At 74.5% G+C, this 16400-nt stretch carries 13 protein-coding genes and 3 pseudogenes; 7 read left to right on the top strand and 9 right to left on the bottom strand.

Annotated features, from left to right (window positions below; genetic code table 11):
• Nucleotides 1-68: 68 nt before the first annotated feature.
• The gene (locus tag I5Q34_RS24320) at nucleotides 69-953 is read right to left on the bottom strand and encodes a SigB/SigF/SigG family RNA polymerase sigma factor (RefSeq protein ID WP_199894520.1); all 885 of its coding nucleotides are present in this window, start codon (nucleotides 951-953) and stop codon (nucleotides 69-71) included.
• Between the two features lie 145 nt (nucleotides 954-1098).
• Here I5Q34_RS24320 and I5Q34_RS24315 point away from each other — a divergent pair, with 145 nt between their 5' ends.
• Complete coding sequence (locus I5Q34_RS24315) at nucleotides 1099-1365, top strand: hypothetical protein (RefSeq protein ID WP_199894519.1); 267 nt, start codon at nucleotides 1099-1101, stop codon at nucleotides 1363-1365.
• 148 nt (nucleotides 1366-1513) lie between these two features.
• Here the strand turns inward: I5Q34_RS24315 and I5Q34_RS24310 are convergent, their stop codons facing one another.
• Complete coding sequence (locus I5Q34_RS24310; protein ID WP_199894518.1) at nucleotides 1514-3571, bottom strand: phosphocholine-specific phospholipase C; 2058 nt, start codon at nucleotides 3569-3571, stop codon at nucleotides 1514-1516.
• A gap of 147 nt (nucleotides 3572-3718) precedes the next feature.
• Nucleotides 3719-4306: a TetR/AcrR family transcriptional regulator gene (locus I5Q34_RS24305; RefSeq protein ID WP_199894517.1), complete on the bottom strand. Its 588-nt coding sequence runs from the start codon at nucleotides 4304-4306 to the stop codon at nucleotides 3719-3721.
• 69 nt (nucleotides 4307-4375) lie between these two features.
• Here I5Q34_RS24305 and I5Q34_RS24300 point away from each other — a divergent pair, with 69 nt between their 5' ends.
• On the top strand, nucleotides 4376-5200 hold the full coding sequence (locus tag I5Q34_RS24300) for a class I SAM-dependent methyltransferase (protein WP_199894516.1): 825 nt from the start codon (nucleotides 4376-4378) through the stop codon (nucleotides 5198-5200).
• Between the two features lie 160 nt (nucleotides 5201-5360).
• Nucleotides 5361-6095 carry an HNH endonuclease family protein gene (locus I5Q34_RS24295; RefSeq protein ID WP_199894515.1) on the top strand — a complete coding sequence of 245 codons (735 nt, stop codon included), beginning with the start codon at nucleotides 5361-5363 and terminating at the stop codon, nucleotides 6093-6095.
• A 26-nt stretch (nucleotides 6096-6121) separates the two neighbouring features.
• Here I5Q34_RS24295 and I5Q34_RS24290 read toward each other — a convergent pair.
• A pseudogene (locus I5Q34_RS24290) lies at nucleotides 6122-6229 on the bottom strand (NAD(P)-binding protein); the annotation flags it as partial.
• A gap of 165 nt (nucleotides 6230-6394) precedes the next feature.
• Nucleotides 6395-7447: a YncE family protein gene (locus I5Q34_RS24285; protein WP_199894514.1), complete on the bottom strand. Its 1053-nt coding sequence runs from the start codon at nucleotides 7445-7447 to the stop codon at nucleotides 6395-6397.
• A 145-nt stretch (nucleotides 7448-7592) separates the two neighbouring features.
• Here I5Q34_RS24285 and I5Q34_RS24280 point away from each other — a divergent pair, with 145 nt between their 5' ends.
• Complete coding sequence (locus tag I5Q34_RS24280; RefSeq protein WP_199894513.1) at nucleotides 7593-8513, top strand: LysR family transcriptional regulator; 921 nt, start codon at nucleotides 7593-7595, stop codon at nucleotides 8511-8513.
• Nucleotides 8514-8595: 82 nt separating this feature from the next.
• A complete protein-coding gene (locus tag I5Q34_RS24275) occupies nucleotides 8596-9039 on the top strand; it encodes a VOC family protein (RefSeq protein WP_199894512.1) in 444 nt (147 codons plus the stop codon).
• Nucleotides 9040-9052: 13 nt separating this feature from the next.
• Here I5Q34_RS24275 and I5Q34_RS24270 read toward each other — a convergent pair whose 3' ends face one another.
• Both I5Q34_RS24270 and I5Q34_RS24265 read right to left on the bottom strand, forming a co-directional pair.
• Nucleotides 9053-10162: a PP2C family protein-serine/threonine phosphatase gene (locus I5Q34_RS24270; protein ID WP_199894511.1), complete on the bottom strand. Its 1110-nt coding sequence runs from the start codon at nucleotides 10160-10162 to the stop codon at nucleotides 9053-9055.
• Between the two features lie 90 nt (nucleotides 10163-10252).
• Nucleotides 10253-10753 (bottom strand): asparagine synthase C-terminal domain-containing protein, encoded by a 501-nt coding sequence (locus I5Q34_RS24265; protein WP_199894563.1) that lies wholly within the window; start codon nucleotides 10751-10753, stop codon nucleotides 10253-10255.
• Between the two features lie 110 nt (nucleotides 10754-10863).
• Between I5Q34_RS24265 and I5Q34_RS24260 the strand changes: the two genes are divergently transcribed.
• A complete protein-coding gene (locus I5Q34_RS24260) occupies nucleotides 10864-11628 on the top strand; it encodes a maleylpyruvate isomerase family mycothiol-dependent enzyme (protein WP_199894510.1) in 765 nt (254 codons plus the stop codon).
• Between the two features lie 662 nt (nucleotides 11629-12290).
• Here the strand turns inward: I5Q34_RS24260 and alaS are convergent.
• Nucleotides 12291-14933, bottom strand: coding sequence for an alanine--tRNA ligase (alaS, locus tag I5Q34_RS24255; RefSeq protein ID WP_199894509.1), 2643 nt, complete (start codon nucleotides 14931-14933; stop codon nucleotides 12291-12293).
• 179 nt (nucleotides 14934-15112) lie between these two features.
• Here alaS and I5Q34_RS35850 point away from each other — a divergent pair.
• Nucleotides 15113-15763: pseudogene (locus tag I5Q34_RS35850) on the top strand (phosphatase PAP2 family protein); the annotation flags it as partial.
• A gap of 63 nt (nucleotides 15764-15826) precedes the next feature.
• Here the strand turns inward: I5Q34_RS35850 and I5Q34_RS24245 are convergent.
• Nucleotides 15827-16291 (bottom strand): annotated as a pseudogene (locus tag I5Q34_RS24245) (LuxR C-terminal-related transcriptional regulator); the annotation flags it as partial.
• Between the last annotated feature and the right edge of the window lie 109 nt (nucleotides 16292-16400).

Raw genomic sequence — 16400 nt, 5'->3', positions numbered from 1 at the left:
CTCGCCCGGAAGCGCGCGGTCAACCCCGCCGGAGGTCCCCTCCGCGCGGCCCGCCGCGGACGCCGCGCTCATCCCTGGGCGAGCATGCGCGTGCGCAGCCGGGCGAGGGTGCGGCCGAGCAGCCGGGAGACGTGCATCTGGGAGATGCCCAGGCGGGCGCCGATCTGTGACTGCGTCAGCTCCTGGCCGAAGCGCAGCTCCAGCATCAGCCGCTCCCGGTCGTCGAGTTCCCGGATGAGCGGCTTGAGGTCCTGGAGGGACTCGGCCTTCTCCAGGCCCTCGTCGGCGGCGCCGATGCGGTCGGACCACGCGCGCGGACGGTCGGGGCCGCGGGGGCCGGTCTCGGCCGGCGCGTCGAGGGAGTGGGCGGTGTAGCCGTTGCCGGCGACCTGGGCCTCGATCACCTCCTCCCCGGTCAGGTCCAGCGCCCCGGCCAGCTCCCGCACGGTGGGGGAGCGGCCCAGCCGGCCGGAGAGTTCCTCGGTCGCCTTGACGAGCTCGACCCGCAGCTCCTGGAGTCTGCGGGGGACGTGCACCGCCCAACTGGTGTCGCGGAAGAAGCGTTTGATCTCGCCCGTGATGTAGGGGATGGCGAGGGTGGTGAACTCGACCTCGCGCGTCAGGTCGAACCGGTCGATCGCCTTGATCAGTCCGATCGTCCCCACCTGGACGATGTCCTCCATCTGGTCCGCCCGGTTGCGAAAGCGGCCGGCGACGAAGCGGACCAGGGACAGGTTCATCTCGATGAGCGTGTTGCGGACGTACTGGTACTCGTGCGTGCCCTCCTCCAGGACCGCCAGGCGGTGGAGGAAGAGCGAGGTCAGGGCCCGGGCGTCACGCGGGTCGACCGCCCCCGCGTCGTCCACCTGCGGCAGGTCGGCACCGACGGGCCCGCACGTCGCAGTGCCGTTCCGCGTGGCTGTCGCCGTTCGCGTCACGCCTGTGCTGGTCACGTGCGCCCTCCTTGTCGGGTGTTCGGTTCGGTGCGCTCCTGCCCTTGGTTCCGTGGGGTATGCCCGCGCGGCAGCACGGATTCCGGTCCGGGGCCGGCGGACACCGTCTTCTCCCGGTACGGGAGTTCCGCTACAAAAGGAGGTCATGGAGCGGGACGAGTACCCCGGCTTCCTCGCCCTGTCCGCCCGGCTGACCGGACGGGACGAGGGCGAGCTGCGCGCCACCGGGCTGGTGGGGCGTCACCACGCCACCACCCTCGCCCGGGTGGGCCGGGCCGCGGTGGGCCGTTTCCTGGACGACCTCGCCGCGGCCGGCGGGGACCCCGGCCGCGTCAGCGCGCCGGAGTCCCGGGAGATCGCCCGGGCCATCACCCATCTGTGGCGCACGGGCGGGTGGCCGGAGCCCGGCTGAGCGGGCCGGGCGAAGTCCGCTGTGGTTCGGCAGCGCCCCGAAGGGGCGTGGTGCCCTTTCGCCGTGCGGCTCCGCCGCGTGGGGCGCGACCGGCCACGACGGCGCCGCAGCCGATCGACGACCCGGCGCGGCACTGCCGGCGGAGCGCTCAGCGCCGGCCGAGGGCCGGGTCGCTCACGCCCGAGGCCCCGGTCTCCACGTGCCCGGCGAAGCCGCGCCGGAAGGCGGGGTCCTCCTGGGAGGTCACCGTCACGTCGTACCAGCGCCCGGCGGCGCGCGGCCGCACCGCGTGCCGCACGGTGGCGCCGGGACCGATCGTCAGCGTCTCGGCCGGGGTGCCGTACGCGCAGGTCACCGTGAGGTGGCGGGGGCGCGGGCCGGGGTTGGTCAGGGTCAGTTCCAGATGGCCGGTGGCTGCGACATGGCGGGCGGTCACCTCGGGGCCGGCCGTCTTCCCCTCCCCGCGGAAGGTCCGGAAGAATCCGTTCGGGCCGTGCACCGTCAGGTCATAGACGCCGCGGGAGTACGCCGTGTTCCAGGTGTCCGCGATCCGCTTGCCCGCCTCGGCGGTGTACGTCCACGGCCCGTCCGTCCGGTTGCCGGACGTGACCAGGAACTGCGCGCCCGCCTCCGCGCCGCCGCCGAACGTCAGGGTGACCTTGCCCGTGGCCGGGTCGGGCGCGGCGTCGGCGGACGGGGCGTAGCGCAGCGGCCGCGCGGGACGGGTGCCCGGCTCCTGGCGGGGGAGGGTGCCGACGGCGGGCGGCTCGGGGACGTAGTCGGGGTGGCGCTCGCGGTCCGGCGGCTCGTACCCGGCCGTGGACGGCAGCGCCGCCGGCTCCGTCTGCGCCCGGCTGAAGTCGAAGGCCGAGGTCAGATCGCCGCACACGGCCCGGCGCCAGGGCGAGACGTTCGGTTCGCGCACGCCGAAGCGCCGCTCCATGAAGCGGATGACCGAGGTGTGGTCGAAGACCTCGGAGCACACGTAGCCGCCGGTGCTCCAGGGCGAGACGACGAGCATCGGCACGCGCTGGCCGAGCCCGTAGGGGCCCGCGACGTGTCCGAGGTCGCCCTTGAAGAGGTCGGCCGAGACGTCGGCGGTGGAGCGGCCCCGGCCGGCGTCGGCCGGCGGGTACGGCGGGACGGCGTGGTCGAAGAAGCCGTCGTTCTCGTCGTAGGTGATGAACAGCGCCGTCCGGCTCCACACCTCGGGGTCGGAGGTGAGCGCGTCCAGGACCTGCGCGATGTACCAGGCGCCGTAGTTGACCGGCCAGTTGGGGTGCTCGGAGAACGCCTCGGGGGCGGCGATCCAGGAGATCTGCGGCAGCCTGCGGGCCTTCACGTCGGCTCTGAGGACGTCGAAGGGGCCCTCGCCCTTCTTGGCGCTGGTGCCGGTGCGCGCCTTCTCATGGAGCGGGTCGCCGGGCTTGGCGTTGCGGTAGGCGTTGAAGTAGAGCAGGGAGTTGTCGCCGTAGTTGCCGATGTAGGGGTCGTTCGTCCAGCCCCAGTGGCCGGCGGCGTCCAGGCCGTCGCCGGCGTCCTGGTAGACCTTCCAGGAAATGCCGGCCTTCTCCAGGCGCTCGGGGTACGTCGTCCAGCCGTAGCCGGCCTCCTCGTTGCCCAGCACCGGGCCGCCGCCCTTGCCGTCGTTGCCCGTGTACCCGGTCCACAGGTAGTAGCGGTTGGGGTCGGTGGAGCCGATGAACGAGCAGTGGTACGCGTCGCAGACGGTGAACGCGTCGGCGAGCGCGTAGTGGAACGGGATGTCCTCGCGCGTGAGGTACGCCATGGTCGTCGCGGTCTTGGCGGGTACCCACCGGTCGTACCTGCCCTTGTTGAAGGCCCGTTGGCCGCCCGCCCAGTCGTGGTTGAGGTCCTGGAGGAACTGCATCCCCAGGTCGTCCGCCTCGGGCCGGAACGGCAGGATGTCGCGGATCCCGTCCGACTGGTGCCACACGGACCTGCCGCTCGGCAGGGTCACGGGATGCGGGTCGCCGAAGCCGCGCACCCCCCTCAGCGAGCCGAAGTAGTGGTCGAAGGACCGGTTCTCCTGCATCAGGACGACGATGTGCTCGACATCCTGGACGGTGCCGGTGCGCCGGCGGGCGGGGATGGCGGCGGCGCGGGCGATGCTCTCCGACAGGGCGGCGAAGGCGGCTGTCCCGCCGGCCAGTTGGAGGAAGCGCCGGCGGTCTATCTCTCCCATGGGCAAGGTGACCTCTGCGGTGTCGGGGGACGGAAGCGGAAGAAGCGCCCCCAGGACAGCGGGACGTGCCGAAGGGGCAGTGGCCTCACTGTGACGCCGGGCGGTACGGGAGGGGAACAGGGAGTTTCGGCCCGTCCGGGACGGCCCTTACCGCAAGGCGCCGGTGATCACCGTCTCCACGGCTTGGCGGACGGCCTCGGCCCGCGGCGGCGTGCCCTTCCGGTCGGCGAAGAGCAGGTGGCCGGTGCCGATCAGCGCGGGAGCCAGGGCGGTGACGTCGGCGTCCTCCGCGATGCGGCCGAGCGCGCGCTCGGCGGTGAGGTAGCCCGCGAGCACGGCCGTCGCCTCCGTCAGGAGCGGGACCCCGGCCGGCGTGGCCCGGCGCAGCCGGGCGCGCAGCTCGTCGCGGGAGGTGACGAGGCCGACGATCGCGACGGCGACCGACTCGAACAGCGTCGTCAGCGCGCCGGCCAGGTTGCCGGCGACGCTGCCGGTCCCGGCGGCCGCGCGCAGGGTGGCGGCCTGTTCGTCGAGGCGGGCGACGTGGTCGCGCACGAGGTCGGCGAGGAAGGCGTCGAAGTCGGCGAAGTGCCGGTGCAGGACGCCCTTGGCGCAGCCCGCCTCGGTGGTGACCGCCCGGCTGGTGAGCGCGTTGGGCCCGTCGCGGAGCAGGACGCGTTCGGCGGCGGCGAACAACTGCCGCCGGGGATCACGGATGGCCACTCCTGTCGGCACGGATCTCCTTCATGTCGCTCGCCCCGCCCAGCCGTTGACGAGTGGGCGCGCGCCCACGATAGTGGGCGCATGCCCACTATACCGCCGGAGCGCGCTCCGCTGTCCGATCATTCCGCACCCGCGCCGCATCAACACCGCGAAATGGCCGAGTCGTTCGGATCGGACGCCGAACGCTACGACCGGGCCCGGCCCCGCTATCCCGACGCCCTGGTGGAGCGGATCGTCGCGGGCAGTCCCGGCCCCGACGTCCTCGACGTCGGCTGCGGCACCGGCATCGCCTCCCGGCAGTTCCGGGCGGCCGGGTGCCGGGTGCTCGGCGTCGACGCCGACGCGCGGATGGCCGGCTTCGCGCGGCGCGACGGGCTGCGGGCCGAGGTGGCGCCCTTCGAGTCCTGGGACGCCGGCGGCCGTTCGTTCGACGCGGTCGTCGCCGCGCAGACCTGGCACTGGATCGACCCGGTCGCGGGAGCGGCCAAGGCGGCCTCCGTGCTGCGGCCCGGCGGCCGGCTGGCGGTGTTCTGGAACGTGTTCCGGCCCTCGCCCGAGGTCGCGGAGGTCTTCGCCGGGATCCACCGCCGGGTCATGCCGGACGCGCCGGTCAACCCCTGGGCGGCGGACGCCTCGGAGGGGCCCCTGTGGGCCAGGGCGGCCGACGGCATGCGGCGGGCGGGCGCGTTCGGCGAGCCCGAGCGGTGGAGCGTCGGCTGGGAGCGCCCGTACAGCCGCGACGAGTGGCTGGACCAGCTGCCCACCAGCGGGCTCGCGGGCCGGCTCGCCCCGTCCGCGCTGCGGGAACTGCTCACGCGCACCGGTGCCGCCGTCGACGCGATGGGGGGCGGCTTCACGATGCGTTACGCCGCAGTCGCGGTCACCGCCGCGATCCGCACCGACTGAACGCGCGCCGGAGCCACCCGCCAACTCCATTCGGCGGATACCGAGTTGCCGGTTCCCGTTGCTAGACAAGAAGTGTCCCACCCGCTGCCGATGTGACTCACCGGGTCGCATAAGTGATCATTTACGAGCACACCGATCCGCAACGCAGAAGTGAGGCCCCGTGAAATCCCGTACCCCCGGTGCCGTGTGCACCGCCGTGCTGCTCGCCGTCGTCGTGACAGGGTGCTCGGGGTCCAAGGACGACAAGGCCGAGGGCAAGGCCGCCAACGGCACCGCGCGGGCGGCGCTGGACACGCTGAGCGTGAAGCAGCCCGCGGCCAAGTCCGGCTACGACCGCGAGGGCAAGTTCGGCCGCGCCTGGTCCGACAAGACCGACGCCCCCGGCTCCGGCAACCGCTGCGACACCCGCAATGACATCCTGGCCCGCGACCTCAAGAGCCCCCGCAACGACGGCTCGTCGTCCTGCGTCGTCGCCTCCGGCACGCTCGACGACCCCTACACCGGCAAGAAGATAAAGTTCCAGCGCGGGACGGGCACGTCCTCCGCCGTGCAGATCGACCACGTCGTCGCCCTCGGCCAGGCCTGGGTCTCCGGCGCGCAGAAGATCAGCCAGCGGCAGCGCGAGGCACTGGCCAACGACCCGCTCAACCTGATAGCGGCCGACGGACCGGCCAACGGCCAGAAGTCCGACAAGGACGCCTCCAAGTGGCTTCCGGGCAACACCGCTTACCAGTGCACCTACGTGGCCCGTCAGATCGCGGTGAAGAAGAAGTACGGGCTGGCCGTCCACCAGGGGGAGAAGGACGCGATGGCCCGCGTCCTGAAGACCTGCCCCAACGAGAAGCTGCCCGGTGACGGCGGCACCGGGGTGGCCCTCAAGGAGACGAAGAGGTAACACGCCCGCACCGCCCGGTTGCCGTGCACCGTCCCGCCGCCGGGGACGGGGCGGCGTTCGTGGACCGTCGCCTCGAAGCCCCGCTCGGCGCGTTCGTGCGCCGCCGTCAGCCCGGCGGCCCCCGCGCCCAGCACTGCCACATAGGCGCCCGCCGGGGAACCCCCACCCGCTCCACGGCCCCGGCCATGTCCCCTCCGCCCCTGCGGCCGCCGTGGTCGGGGGCGACGCCGGGGCGGGCGGCCCCCGGACGGCGAACCGCCCGGTCGTGGGGGACCGGGCGGTCGTGTCCGGGAACCGGGTCAGGCCGGGCGGGGGACGTAGGCCAGGCCGTGGGCGCCCGCCTCGCCGAGTCTGGGGACGTCCAGCCTCGCCAGGCGCCGCAGCGTCTCCAGGTCGACGACGTCGACGGTGGACGAGACGACGCACGCCACGTAGGCGATCCGGCCGTCGGGCGACGAGGTGATGGTCAGCGGGAAGAGCCCGACCTCGATGTCGCCCAGGCGCTTGTGGGTGTCGGCGGAGAACACCGTGAGGCGGCCCGGCGCGTGGCGTCCCAGCCGGGACACCGGGTCGGGTTCCATGGCCAGTTCGCCGACGAGCAGCCTGCCGGTCGATGTCAGGTGCACCGGCAGGACGACGCCCTCCGTGGGCAGGGTGTCGACGACGGTCGCCGTGCGGGCGTCGATGACCCGGATCCCCGGCACCGGCCGCTCCTCGTCGGCGCCGGAGAAGGAACCGTAGGGCGCGGCGACGAAGATGTGCGCGCCGTCGGCGGAGACGGCGAGCCCCTCGCTGCCCGGCACTTCGGCCTTCGCGGTGAGCGTTCCCCGTCGGAGATCGACGACCGAGACGAACGGCGCCTCCTTGTTGGTGGCGTAACCCGTCCTCCCCGCCGGGTCGACGGCGAACCAGTGCGGGCCGGGCGCGTCCGTGTCGATCCGGCCGACGGGACGACGGGTCCGCGTGTCGATCACGACGACACCGCCGGGCCGGTCGTCCGAGCTCTCCACGCTGACGTAGAGGAGCTGACGCGCGGTGTCCAACGCCAGCCCGTGCGGGCCGTGTTCCGGGTGGAGGTCGACGATCTCGACGATGCTGCGCGTGTCGGGGTCGATGACGGTCAGCTCGGTGCGCCGGCCGCTGTTCGCGTGGTAGTAGCCCGAGCGGTACGTCGTCGCGCACCACAGCAGCCGCTGTGCCGGATCGAAGCACAACTCGTGCGGCTCCGCGGGAACCGCGACCGCACCGAGGTACCGGTCGGAGGCGGCGTCGAAGAACGAGACGGTCGGTCCGCTCTGGCTGACCACGGCCAGGACGTCGCCGTCCCGGCCGGCGCGGGGGGACTGCTGCACAGAGGACTCCTCTGACGGGGCGGAAGGGGATGCCGCGCGTCGTTCGCGGGCATCTCCACTCTCGGCGCGAGGGGGTGCCCGGAGCAATGCAAAGATGGGCATCGAATCATTGCCCCATCCGTAAAGCCGCAGTTCAGGAGTGCCCATGGATCTCAACCTGCTGCGCGTCCTGGACGCCCTGCTCCAGGAGAACAGCGTGACCCGCGCCGCCGAGCGACTCGGCACGTCCCCCGCGGCGGTCAGCCGGACCCTGGCCCGGCTCCGCCGGACCGTCGGCGACCCCCTGCTGGTCCGCGCGGGCCAGGGGATGGTCCCGACCCCGCGCGCCGTCGAACTCCGGGAGGAGGTGGGCGCGTTGCTGCGCGGCTGCGACAACGTCCTGCGGCCGGGGGCCGGTTTCGACGCCGCGCGCCTGCGGCGCACCTTCACCGTGCAGGCCACCGACCTGCTCCTGGTGGGACTGGCCGGGAGCCTGACCGACCGGATCCACGCGCAGGCCCCGCACGTGGACGTGGTCTTCCTGCCGGAGGCGGTGGAGGGCGGCCCCGCGTTGCGGCAGGGCCGGGTGGACGTCGAACTCGGCGTCCTCGGAAACCTGGACCCGGAGATCCGGACCCGGCCGCTCACCCGGATGACGCCGGTCGGCATCGCCCGCGGCGGCCATCCCCTCTTCGACGGACGGATCGACGCCCGCCGGTTCGCCGCCGCCGACCACATCGGCGTCTCCCGGCTCGGCAAGCGCCTCGGTCCCATCGACAGCGCGCTCGCGGAACTCGGACTGCGACGCCGGATCGCAGCCGTCGTCCCCAGCCACACGAGCGCCATGATGCTCGCCCGGGACACCGACCTCGTCGCGCTCACCGTGGCCGACTGGCTCCCCGGCACCATCGCCGCACTGGGACTGCGCACCTTCCCCATCCCCCTCGACCTGCCCTCCCTCGACATCGGAATGGCCTGGCACCCCCGCAACTCGGCCGATCCGGGGCACCGCTGGTTCCGCGACCACGTGGCGGACGCGGTCCTGGCCGCGTCGGGGACGGGGGACGGCCCTGCCCGGGGCAGGTAGAACGGCCTAGGCCGGAGGACCCAGGCAGGGCAAGGACGCATGACGGAAGAGGCTGGTGGGGCCGGTGTGACAGGGTGGGCGTATGGAACACACCTGGCCCGAGCATCTCGCCGTGGGCGCCGTCCGGTTCGCGCGCCCCACCGCCAACTACGAGGCCATCACGGCCTTCTACGGGGACGACCTCGGCCTGCCCGTGCTCGCCTCCTTCCGCGGCCACGCGGGCTACGACGGCGTCGTCTTCGGCCTGCCCGGCACCCCCGTCCAGATGGAGATCACCCAGCACGGCACCCGGCCGAGCATCCCCGCCCCCGACCCGGAGAACCAGCTGGTGCTCTACCTGCGCGGCACCGGGGCACGGGACGCGGCGGTGCGCCGCCTGGAGGAGCGCGGACACCGCCCGGTCGCGGCGGCCAACCCCTACTGGACCGACCACGGCGCCGTGCTGTTCGAGGACCCGGACGGCTGGGTCGTGGTGCTGGCGCCCTGGGTCTTCGGCCAGGAGCCCGCACCGGCGGCCGGGGCCTGAACGGGACGACCGCTCAGCCGCCGCGCTCGACCGCGATGACGGCGACGTCGTCGTCCAGCGCCCCGCCCGCGTGCGCCAGCAGGTCGTCGTGGATGCGGCGCACCAGCCGCTGGGGGTCCGCCTCCCGCCAGGCGGCGACCCGCTCGGCCAGCGGGTAGAAACGGCCCCGCGCGTCCCGGGTCTCCACGGCACCGTCCGTGTAGAGCAGCAGCAGGTCACCGGGGCGGAAGGCGAAGACCTCGGCCGCGTAGTCGTCCTCCGTCACGTCCGCCTCACCCAGCCCCAGGGGGAGCGCCGGGTCACGGACCGCCAGCGGGGTGGCCCTCCCGTCGCGCAGCAGCAGCGGCGGGAGGTGGCCGCAGCTGATCAGTTCGAGCGTGGGCTCCTCGTCGGGGATCTCCAGCACCGCGGCCGTCACGAACGTCTCGGAGGCGTCCGGCCCCGCCTCCGGATCCGCCGCGTCCCAGTACACGGTGTTCTGCAGGTGCGCCACCAGCCGGGGCAGCGGGGGCACACGGTGGGCGGCCGCGCGGAAGGCCCCGAGCAGCAGCGCGGCGTCCCCCACGGCCGTCAGGCCCTTGCCGCGCACGTCACCGATGATCAGCCGGGTGCCCCGCCGGCTGCGCGCGGCCGCGTACAGGTCGCCGCCGATCCGCGCCTCCTCCTCGGCGGCCACGTAGAAGGACGCGATCCGCAGCGGGCCGCTGCGCTCCGGCAGCGGCCGCAGCAGCACGGACTGGGTCACGTCGGCCACCGAGCGCACCTGGTTCAGCTCCCGCAGGTGGCGCTCGTGCGCGTAGCGGAAGACCACGACGAAGCCGGAGATCGCGACGAGGGCGGCCAACTGCGCCTCGTGGTTGGACGTGGTCAGCCCGCCGAGGGACATCGCCAGCACGAGCTGGGCGATCACGGCCAGCACCGCGACGCCGCCGGTCGCCAGCGGGCCCGCGAACGCGGCCGTCAGGGCCGGTGCCACGACCAGCAGCGGGCCCAGGTGGATCTCCGGCCCGGTCAGCAGGTCCAGCACCATGATCACCACGATCAGGCCGAGGGGCACGGCCAGCAGCGCGGGACGGCGGTGCCGGCCCTCCCCGAACCCGGACGTCCGGTGCGTACGGCGCATGTCTCCTGCTTACCTTCCCGGCGGACCGGGCGCCTGTCCGGGGACCGGACGGGCGAGGCGGCCGCGCACTCCGGCCCGGGCGCGACCGCGTCAGAGCAGGCCGACCCGGTACACGCGCAGCCACGCCGCGATCTGCAGCAGCGTCGCGAACGTGTCCGCCGTGCGCCACACGCCCCGTGGCGGGGCGCCGCGACGCAGGAGCGACTCCAGGGCGCGGCGGTCGACCAGGGGCGCGAGCGGCGAGCCGGGGTCGGCCGGCTCGGCCCGGAGCTCCTCGCGGAGCGCGCTCTCGTAACCGGGGTGGGCGTCGACCGGGAAGGACGTCTTGCGCCGGCGCAGGACCTCCTCCGGCACGGCACCGGCCATGGCGTCGCACAGCAGGCCCTTGACCAGGCCGCCCGGGGCCTTGAAGCGCCAGGGCACGTTCCACGGACAGGCGACCAGGCGGTGGTCGCAGAAGGGTACGCGGACCTCCAGCCCGGTGCGCATGCTCATCCGGTCCTTGAAGTCCGGCATGAGCGCCAGCCAGCGGGTGAGGCTGAGATGGAGGAGCTCCCGCACGCGCGCCTCCGGGGGGTCCTCACCGCGCAGCCGGGGGACGCATGTCCATCACTTCCTCGTGCCGGGAGATGTGTGGTTCGGTGATTCACCGTGCCGGTTCAAGGAGCCTTGAGGTCAACTCCCCGGTGTACGGTGAGGAGATGGCCTCCGTCTCTTCGGACTTCGAACGTCACTGCGAGCAAATCCTGTCCCAGACAGATCTGTTGCTGACCCACGTCGCACACGCCGCGACCGACACCCCCATTCCCACCTGCCCCGGATGGAACCTGGGGAACCTGCTCCGGCACCTGGCCGGAACGCACGCCTGGGCCACGGGAGTCGTCGCGGCCCGAGCCCTCACCCCCGTCCCCGAGGACCAGGTCAACGACGTCGCCGGCCCCGACGACGAGGACCCGGCCGCCCTCGCCGCCCGCTGCGCCGAGAACGCCGGGCACCTCGCCGCCACGCTGCGGGAGGCCGGCCCGGACACGACGGTGTGGACCGCGGGCCCGGGCGGGACCACGGCGTTCTGGGCCCGGCGGATGGCCCACGAGACGGCGGTGCACCGGGCGGACGCGGCGTTCGCGACCGGGGCGCGGTACGCACTGGACGGCTGGGCGGGGGTGGACGCCCTCGACGAGTGGATCGGCTTCTCCACGTCCCCCGAGGCGCCGCCCCTGAGGGGGCCCGGGTGGACGCTGCACTTCTCGGCGGGGGAGGGGGCGGAGTGGTTCGTGGACCTGACCGGGCCGTCGCCGGTGTGGCGGCGGGGCGGCGGCGATGCCGCGGTGAGCGTGCGCGGTGGCGCGACGGACCTGCTCCTGCTGATGTACGGGCGGCCCGTGCCGGAGGGACGTGTCGAGGTGCGGGGGGACGGGGAGTTGTTCGCGCGGTGGAGGGCGGGGGCGGCGTTCTGGCTGGAGTAGGGGGCGGGGTGGATGGGGTGCTTTGGTTGTCCGCCCCGGCCTCTCCCCCGGAGGGGGCACCCCCATTTCACCGTTTCCGCAGGGGCTGCGCCCCTTCGTAACCCGCTGGCGCGGGTCGCGCCGGGCCCGCGCTTCACGCGGAGGCGGGGGCTCCGCCCCCTGCACCCCTGACCGGGCTTCGCCTACGGGCACGTGGCGGGCTGCCCCTGCAAGTTCGCCCCCCGGCCCCCCCGAACCGAGGGTGCTGCCCCTGCAGCCCGAAGCGCCGTTGCAGGCGCTGTCCTCAAAGCCGAAGGGGGGAAGCCCCGGACGGGAACCCGGGCCGGTCGTCCGTCCACGCCAACTGCGTGCCCCGCCCGGACTCCCGGCCGGGACGCACCTGGTGCGGACGAGGACCTGCGGCGAAGCCGCACCGCCCCAGTTCGTCCGGCGCTTGAGGACAACCGCGCGGAGCGCGGTTGCGGGGTCCGGGGCGGACCCCGAAGCGGGGCCAGGGGCGGAGCAGTGAGGAAGCGGGGGGCAGAGCCCCGCCCGTCGCGCGCAGCGCGGCGCCGGGTCCGGGGCTTGCCCCGGGAAACGGTGAAATGGGGGTGCCCCCTCCGGGGGAGGGACCGGGGCAACAACCACGCCGCGCTCCCGCCCCACCGCACACCCCCTCCCCCCTACCCCTCCACAACCACCCGCGCCACATCCCCCAACACCCCCGAAATCCGCCCCTCCGGCACTCCACCGCCCTGGGCGACGTCCGGCGATCCACCGCCCCGCCCGTCGAGGAGCCGCTTGACGAGAGCCGAGGCGGACAGGCCGCGTTCGCGCGCGGCGCGGTTGAGGGCGACCACGAGCGTGCCGGTGCCGCCGCCGACGGCGACGACACCCGGCGAACCGGCGGGCAGCCGGTCCCGGACGGCGAGGGCCAGCGCGCGCCCGGCGTCCGCGCCCCCGTCGGCCGTGGCGGTCACGACCCGCACCCCGCCCGCGTCCACGGCCGCCTCCGCCAGCGCGGCCGCCCGGGCGGCGGTCGCCCCGGCGCGCAGCCGCTGGTTCTCCCGGTCGACGGTCTTGAGCCGGTCGAGCAACGCCGCGACCCGGTCGGGGAGTTCGGCCCGCGGAGCCTGCAACTGCTCCGCGAGGCGGGAGACCAGGTCGCGCTCGCGCGCCAGATGGTCGAAGCCCTCCAGACCGACGGCGGCCTCCAGGCGGCGCATGCCCGAGCCGACCGAGGACTCCGAGACCACCGAGACGACACCGATCTGCGAGGAGCGCTCCACGTGCGTACCGCCGCACAGCTCCCGCGACCACGGCCCGCCGATCTCGACCACGCGCACCCGCTCGCCGTACGTCTCGTCGAACAGGGCCAGGGCACCCACTTCCCGGGCCTCCGGCAGGGTCATCCACCGCACGCCCACCGGCAGGTCGCGGCGCAGGGCTCGGTTGGCGGCCTCCTCGACGTCGCCGCGCAGGGCCGGGCCGAGGGCGCCGCGCCAGGGGAAGTCGAGGCGCAGGTAGCCGGGGCGGTTGTAGGAGCCGGACTGCAGGGCCGTGGGGCCGAGGACCTCGCGCAGCGCGGCGTGCAGCACATGCGTGCCGGAGTGCGCCTGCCTGGCGCCCAGCCGCCACTCGGGATCGACCGCCGCGCGCACTCCGTCCCCCGCGGCCAACTCCCCGGCGGTAATGCGCACCTGATGGGCCACCAGGCCCGGCAGCGGCCGCTGCACGTCGAGGACGTCGGCCTCCACGGACGCGCCCGTGAGCCGGCCCGCGTCGCTGTCCTGGCCGCCGGACTCGGCGTAGAACGGCGTGCGGTCCAGGACGACGGTGACGATCTCACCGGTGCGCGCCACCGGCACGGGACCGGCCGGGCCGAGCAGGGCCAGGACGCGGGACTCGCTCTCCAGCGCCTCCCAGGCCCGCCAGTCGGTGGGTCCGTGCTCGTCCAGGACGGAGCGCAGCGCGGCCGTGTCGGCGGAGGCGGACTTGCGGGCGCGGGCGTCGGCGCGGGCGCGCTCGCGCTGGGCGTTCATCAGCGCGGTGAAGCCCTCCCGGTCCACCTCCACGCCCTGCTCGGCGGCCATCTCCAGGGTGAGGTCGATGGGGAAGCCGTAGGTGTCGTGCAGCAGGAACGCCTGCTTGCCCGGCAGCGAACGGCCGCCCGCCGCCTTGACCTCGGCGACGGCGGTGTCGAGGACGGTGGTGCCCTGCTTGAGGGTCTCGCGGAAGGCGTCCTCCTCGGCGTGGGCCCGCTCGGTGATGCGGCCGAAGTTCTCGGCCACCTCCGGGTAGCCGGGGGCCATCGAATCCCGGGCCACCGGGAGCAGTTCGGGCAGGACCGGGTCCTCGTGACCGAGCTGCCGCATCGAGCGCACCGCGCGCCGCAGGATCCGGCGCAGGACGTACCCCCGGCCCTCGTTGCCGGGGACCGTGTCGTCGGCGAGCAGCATCAGGGCCGTGCGGACGTGGTCGGCGACCACCCGCAGTCGCACGTCGGCCCCGTCGTCCGCGCCGTACCGCGTGCCGGCCAGGGCGGCGGCGCGGTCGAGGACCGGGCGGGTCTCGTCGATCTCGTAGAGGTTGTCCACCCCCTGGAGGAGGGTGGCCATGCGCTCCATGCCCATGCCCGTGTCGATGTTGCGGCGCGGCAGTTCCCCGAGGATCGGGTAGCCCGACTTGCCGGGGCCCTCGCCGCGCTCGTACTGCATGAAGACCAGGTTCCAGAACTCCATGTACCGGTCCTCGTCGACGGCCGGGCCGCCCTCGGGGCCGAGGGCCGGGCCCCGGTCGTAGTACAGCTCGGAACAGGGCCCGCAGGGCCCCGGGACGCCCATGGACCAGAAGTTGTCCTCGTCGCCGCGGGCCACGATCCGCTCGTCGGGCAGCCCGGCGACGCGCCGCCAGATGCCGCGGGCGTCACCGTCGGAGTGGTGCACCGTCACCCAGATCCGGGCCGGGTCCAGGCCGAAGCCGCCGTCGGCGACCGGCGCCGTGGACAGCTCCCAGGCGTGCGCGATCGCCTCTTCCTTGAAGTAGTCGCCGAACGAGAAGTTGCCGTTCATCTGGAAGAACGACCCGTGCCGCGTGGTGCGGCCGACCTCCTCGATGTCGAGGGTGCGCACGCACTTCTGCACGCTCGTCGCCCGCGGCCAGGGAGCGGGCGACTCGCCCGTCAGGTACGGCTTGAAGGGCACCATGCCCGCGTTGACGAACAGCAGCGTCGGATCGGGCGTCGGCAGGGGAGCGCTGGGGACGACGGTGTGGCCGCGCGCCGCGAAGAACTCCAGGAATCGGGTACGGATGTCGGCGGTACGCACGTCGTGCTCACGGATCCCTTCGTCACCACTGACTCACTTGCATCTCTATCGTAATTGCAAACAGTTCGCAGGTCAGGTGGGATTCCGGGGCCCGGGCGCAACCCCGACGAAGGTCAGGGGTGGGAACGTGCCCTTCGGGCCGTGTGCCGGGCCGGTGCGGAACCGTAGCGTCCGGCGGCATGGAACACGTGACACGACACCACCGCGCCGACCGCCCCCGGAGCACCGGCGCGCGGGCGGCGGCGGCCACCGGCCTCCTCGCCGCCGCGGCCGGAGTGCTGGCCTGGACGGCCCCGGGCGGACCGGCCCCCGCGGGCAAGGCTCTGGTCACCGGCGGTCCCTCCGCCTCCCTCTACCGCTCCGTCGCCGGCACGGCGGCCGACGCCCCGGGCTGGACGGGCTCGCTCCTCGCCCTGGCCACCGAGGGAACCCTGGTGGTGCTCGGGCTGCTGCTGATGTGGCACGGCTGGACCGCCCTGCGCCGCCGCGAGGCGCTCCCGCTCGCCGGGGTGCTCCTGACCGGCGCGGCGACCGTCGCCGCCTACGCCGTCAGCGAGGTCCTCAAGACCTTCGTCGACGAGGAACGGCCCTGCCGGGCCCTGCGCGGGGTGGACACCGTCGACCCCTGCCCGCCGCCCGGCGACTGGTCCTTCCCCAGCAACCACTCCACCCTCGCCGCCGCGCTCGCGGCCGGCCTGGCCCTGCTGCGGCCCAAGAGCGCCGCGCTCGTCCTGCCCCTGGGCGTCCTGGCCTGCGTCCTGCGCGTCGCCGTGGGCGCGCACTACCCCCACGACGTCCTGGCCGGGGCCGTGCTGGGCGCCGCCGTCGCGGCGGCCGCCCGGCTCCTCCTCCTGCCGCTCGCCCTGCGGCCGGTGTCACGGTTCCTCAAGAACTCACGGTTCCCGGGAAACCGGGGCGGCGGTCACGCCCGCCTCGTGGGCGACGACCGCGGCCGCGGCCCGGTTGTCCACCCCCAGACGGGCCAGGATCGAGCTGACGTGCGCCTTGACGGTGCCTTCCACCACATGCAGCCGCCGGGCGATCTGCCCGTTGGACAGCCCGGCCCCCAGATGGACCAGCACCTCCCGTTCCCGGGCGGTCAGGGCGGCCACCCGTTCCCGGGCGGCGGCGCGCCGGCCGGCGGCGGTCCCGGCGCCGGTCGCCGCGAGATGGGCGACCACCCGGGCGGCGACCGCCGGTGACAGGTAGGCGGCGCCCCCGGCCACCGCGCGCACCCCGGCGATCAGTTCCTCGGGCGCGCCGGACTTGACCAGGAAGCCGGAGGCGCCGCCCGCCAGCGCCCGCAGGATGTAGTCGTCCTCGCCGAAGGTCGTCAGCATCACCACCCCCGTGCCCGGCGCGGGGCCCCCGGGCCCCCCCGGCCCCCCCCCGCCCCCCCCCCCCCGGCCGGGGGGGGTGGGGCCCCCCCCCCCCAGGGGGGGGGCGGGCCCCCCCCCCCCCCCCCCC

The sequence above is a fragment of the Streptomyces sp. AV19 genome, from assembly GCF_015999245.1.
Classification (GTDB): Bacteria; Actinomycetota; Actinomycetes; order Streptomycetales; family Streptomycetaceae; genus Streptomyces.
The sequence above is the reverse complement of the archived record's forward strand: the minus strand, read 5'-3'. Positions and strand labels throughout refer to the sequence as shown.

Coding starts and splice junctions, on each gene's coding strand:
- I5Q34_RS24315 (WP_199894519.1), top strand. CDS start 1,099: ATGGAGCGGGACGAGTACCCCGGCTTCCTCGCCCTGTCCGCCCGGCTG.
- I5Q34_RS24310 (WP_199894518.1), bottom strand. CDS start 3,571: ATGGGAGAGATAGACCGCCGGCGCTTCCTCCAACTGGCCGGCGGGACA.
- I5Q34_RS24300 (WP_199894516.1), top strand. CDS start 4,376: ATGCCCACTATACCGCCGGAGCGCGCTCCGCTGTCCGATCATTCCGCA.
- I5Q34_RS24280 (WP_199894513.1), top strand. CDS start 7,593: ATGGATCTCAACCTGCTGCGCGTCCTGGACGCCCTGCTCCAGGAGAAC.
- I5Q34_RS24275 (WP_199894512.1), top strand. CDS start 8,596: ATGGAACACACCTGGCCCGAGCATCTCGCCGTGGGCGCCGTCCGGTTC.
- I5Q34_RS24270 (WP_199894511.1), bottom strand. CDS start 10,162: ATGCGCCGTACGCACCGGACGTCCGGGTTCGGGGAGGGCCGGCACCGC.
- I5Q34_RS24260 (WP_199894510.1), top strand. CDS start 10,864: ATGGCCTCCGTCTCTTCGGACTTCGAACGTCACTGCGAGCAAATCCTG.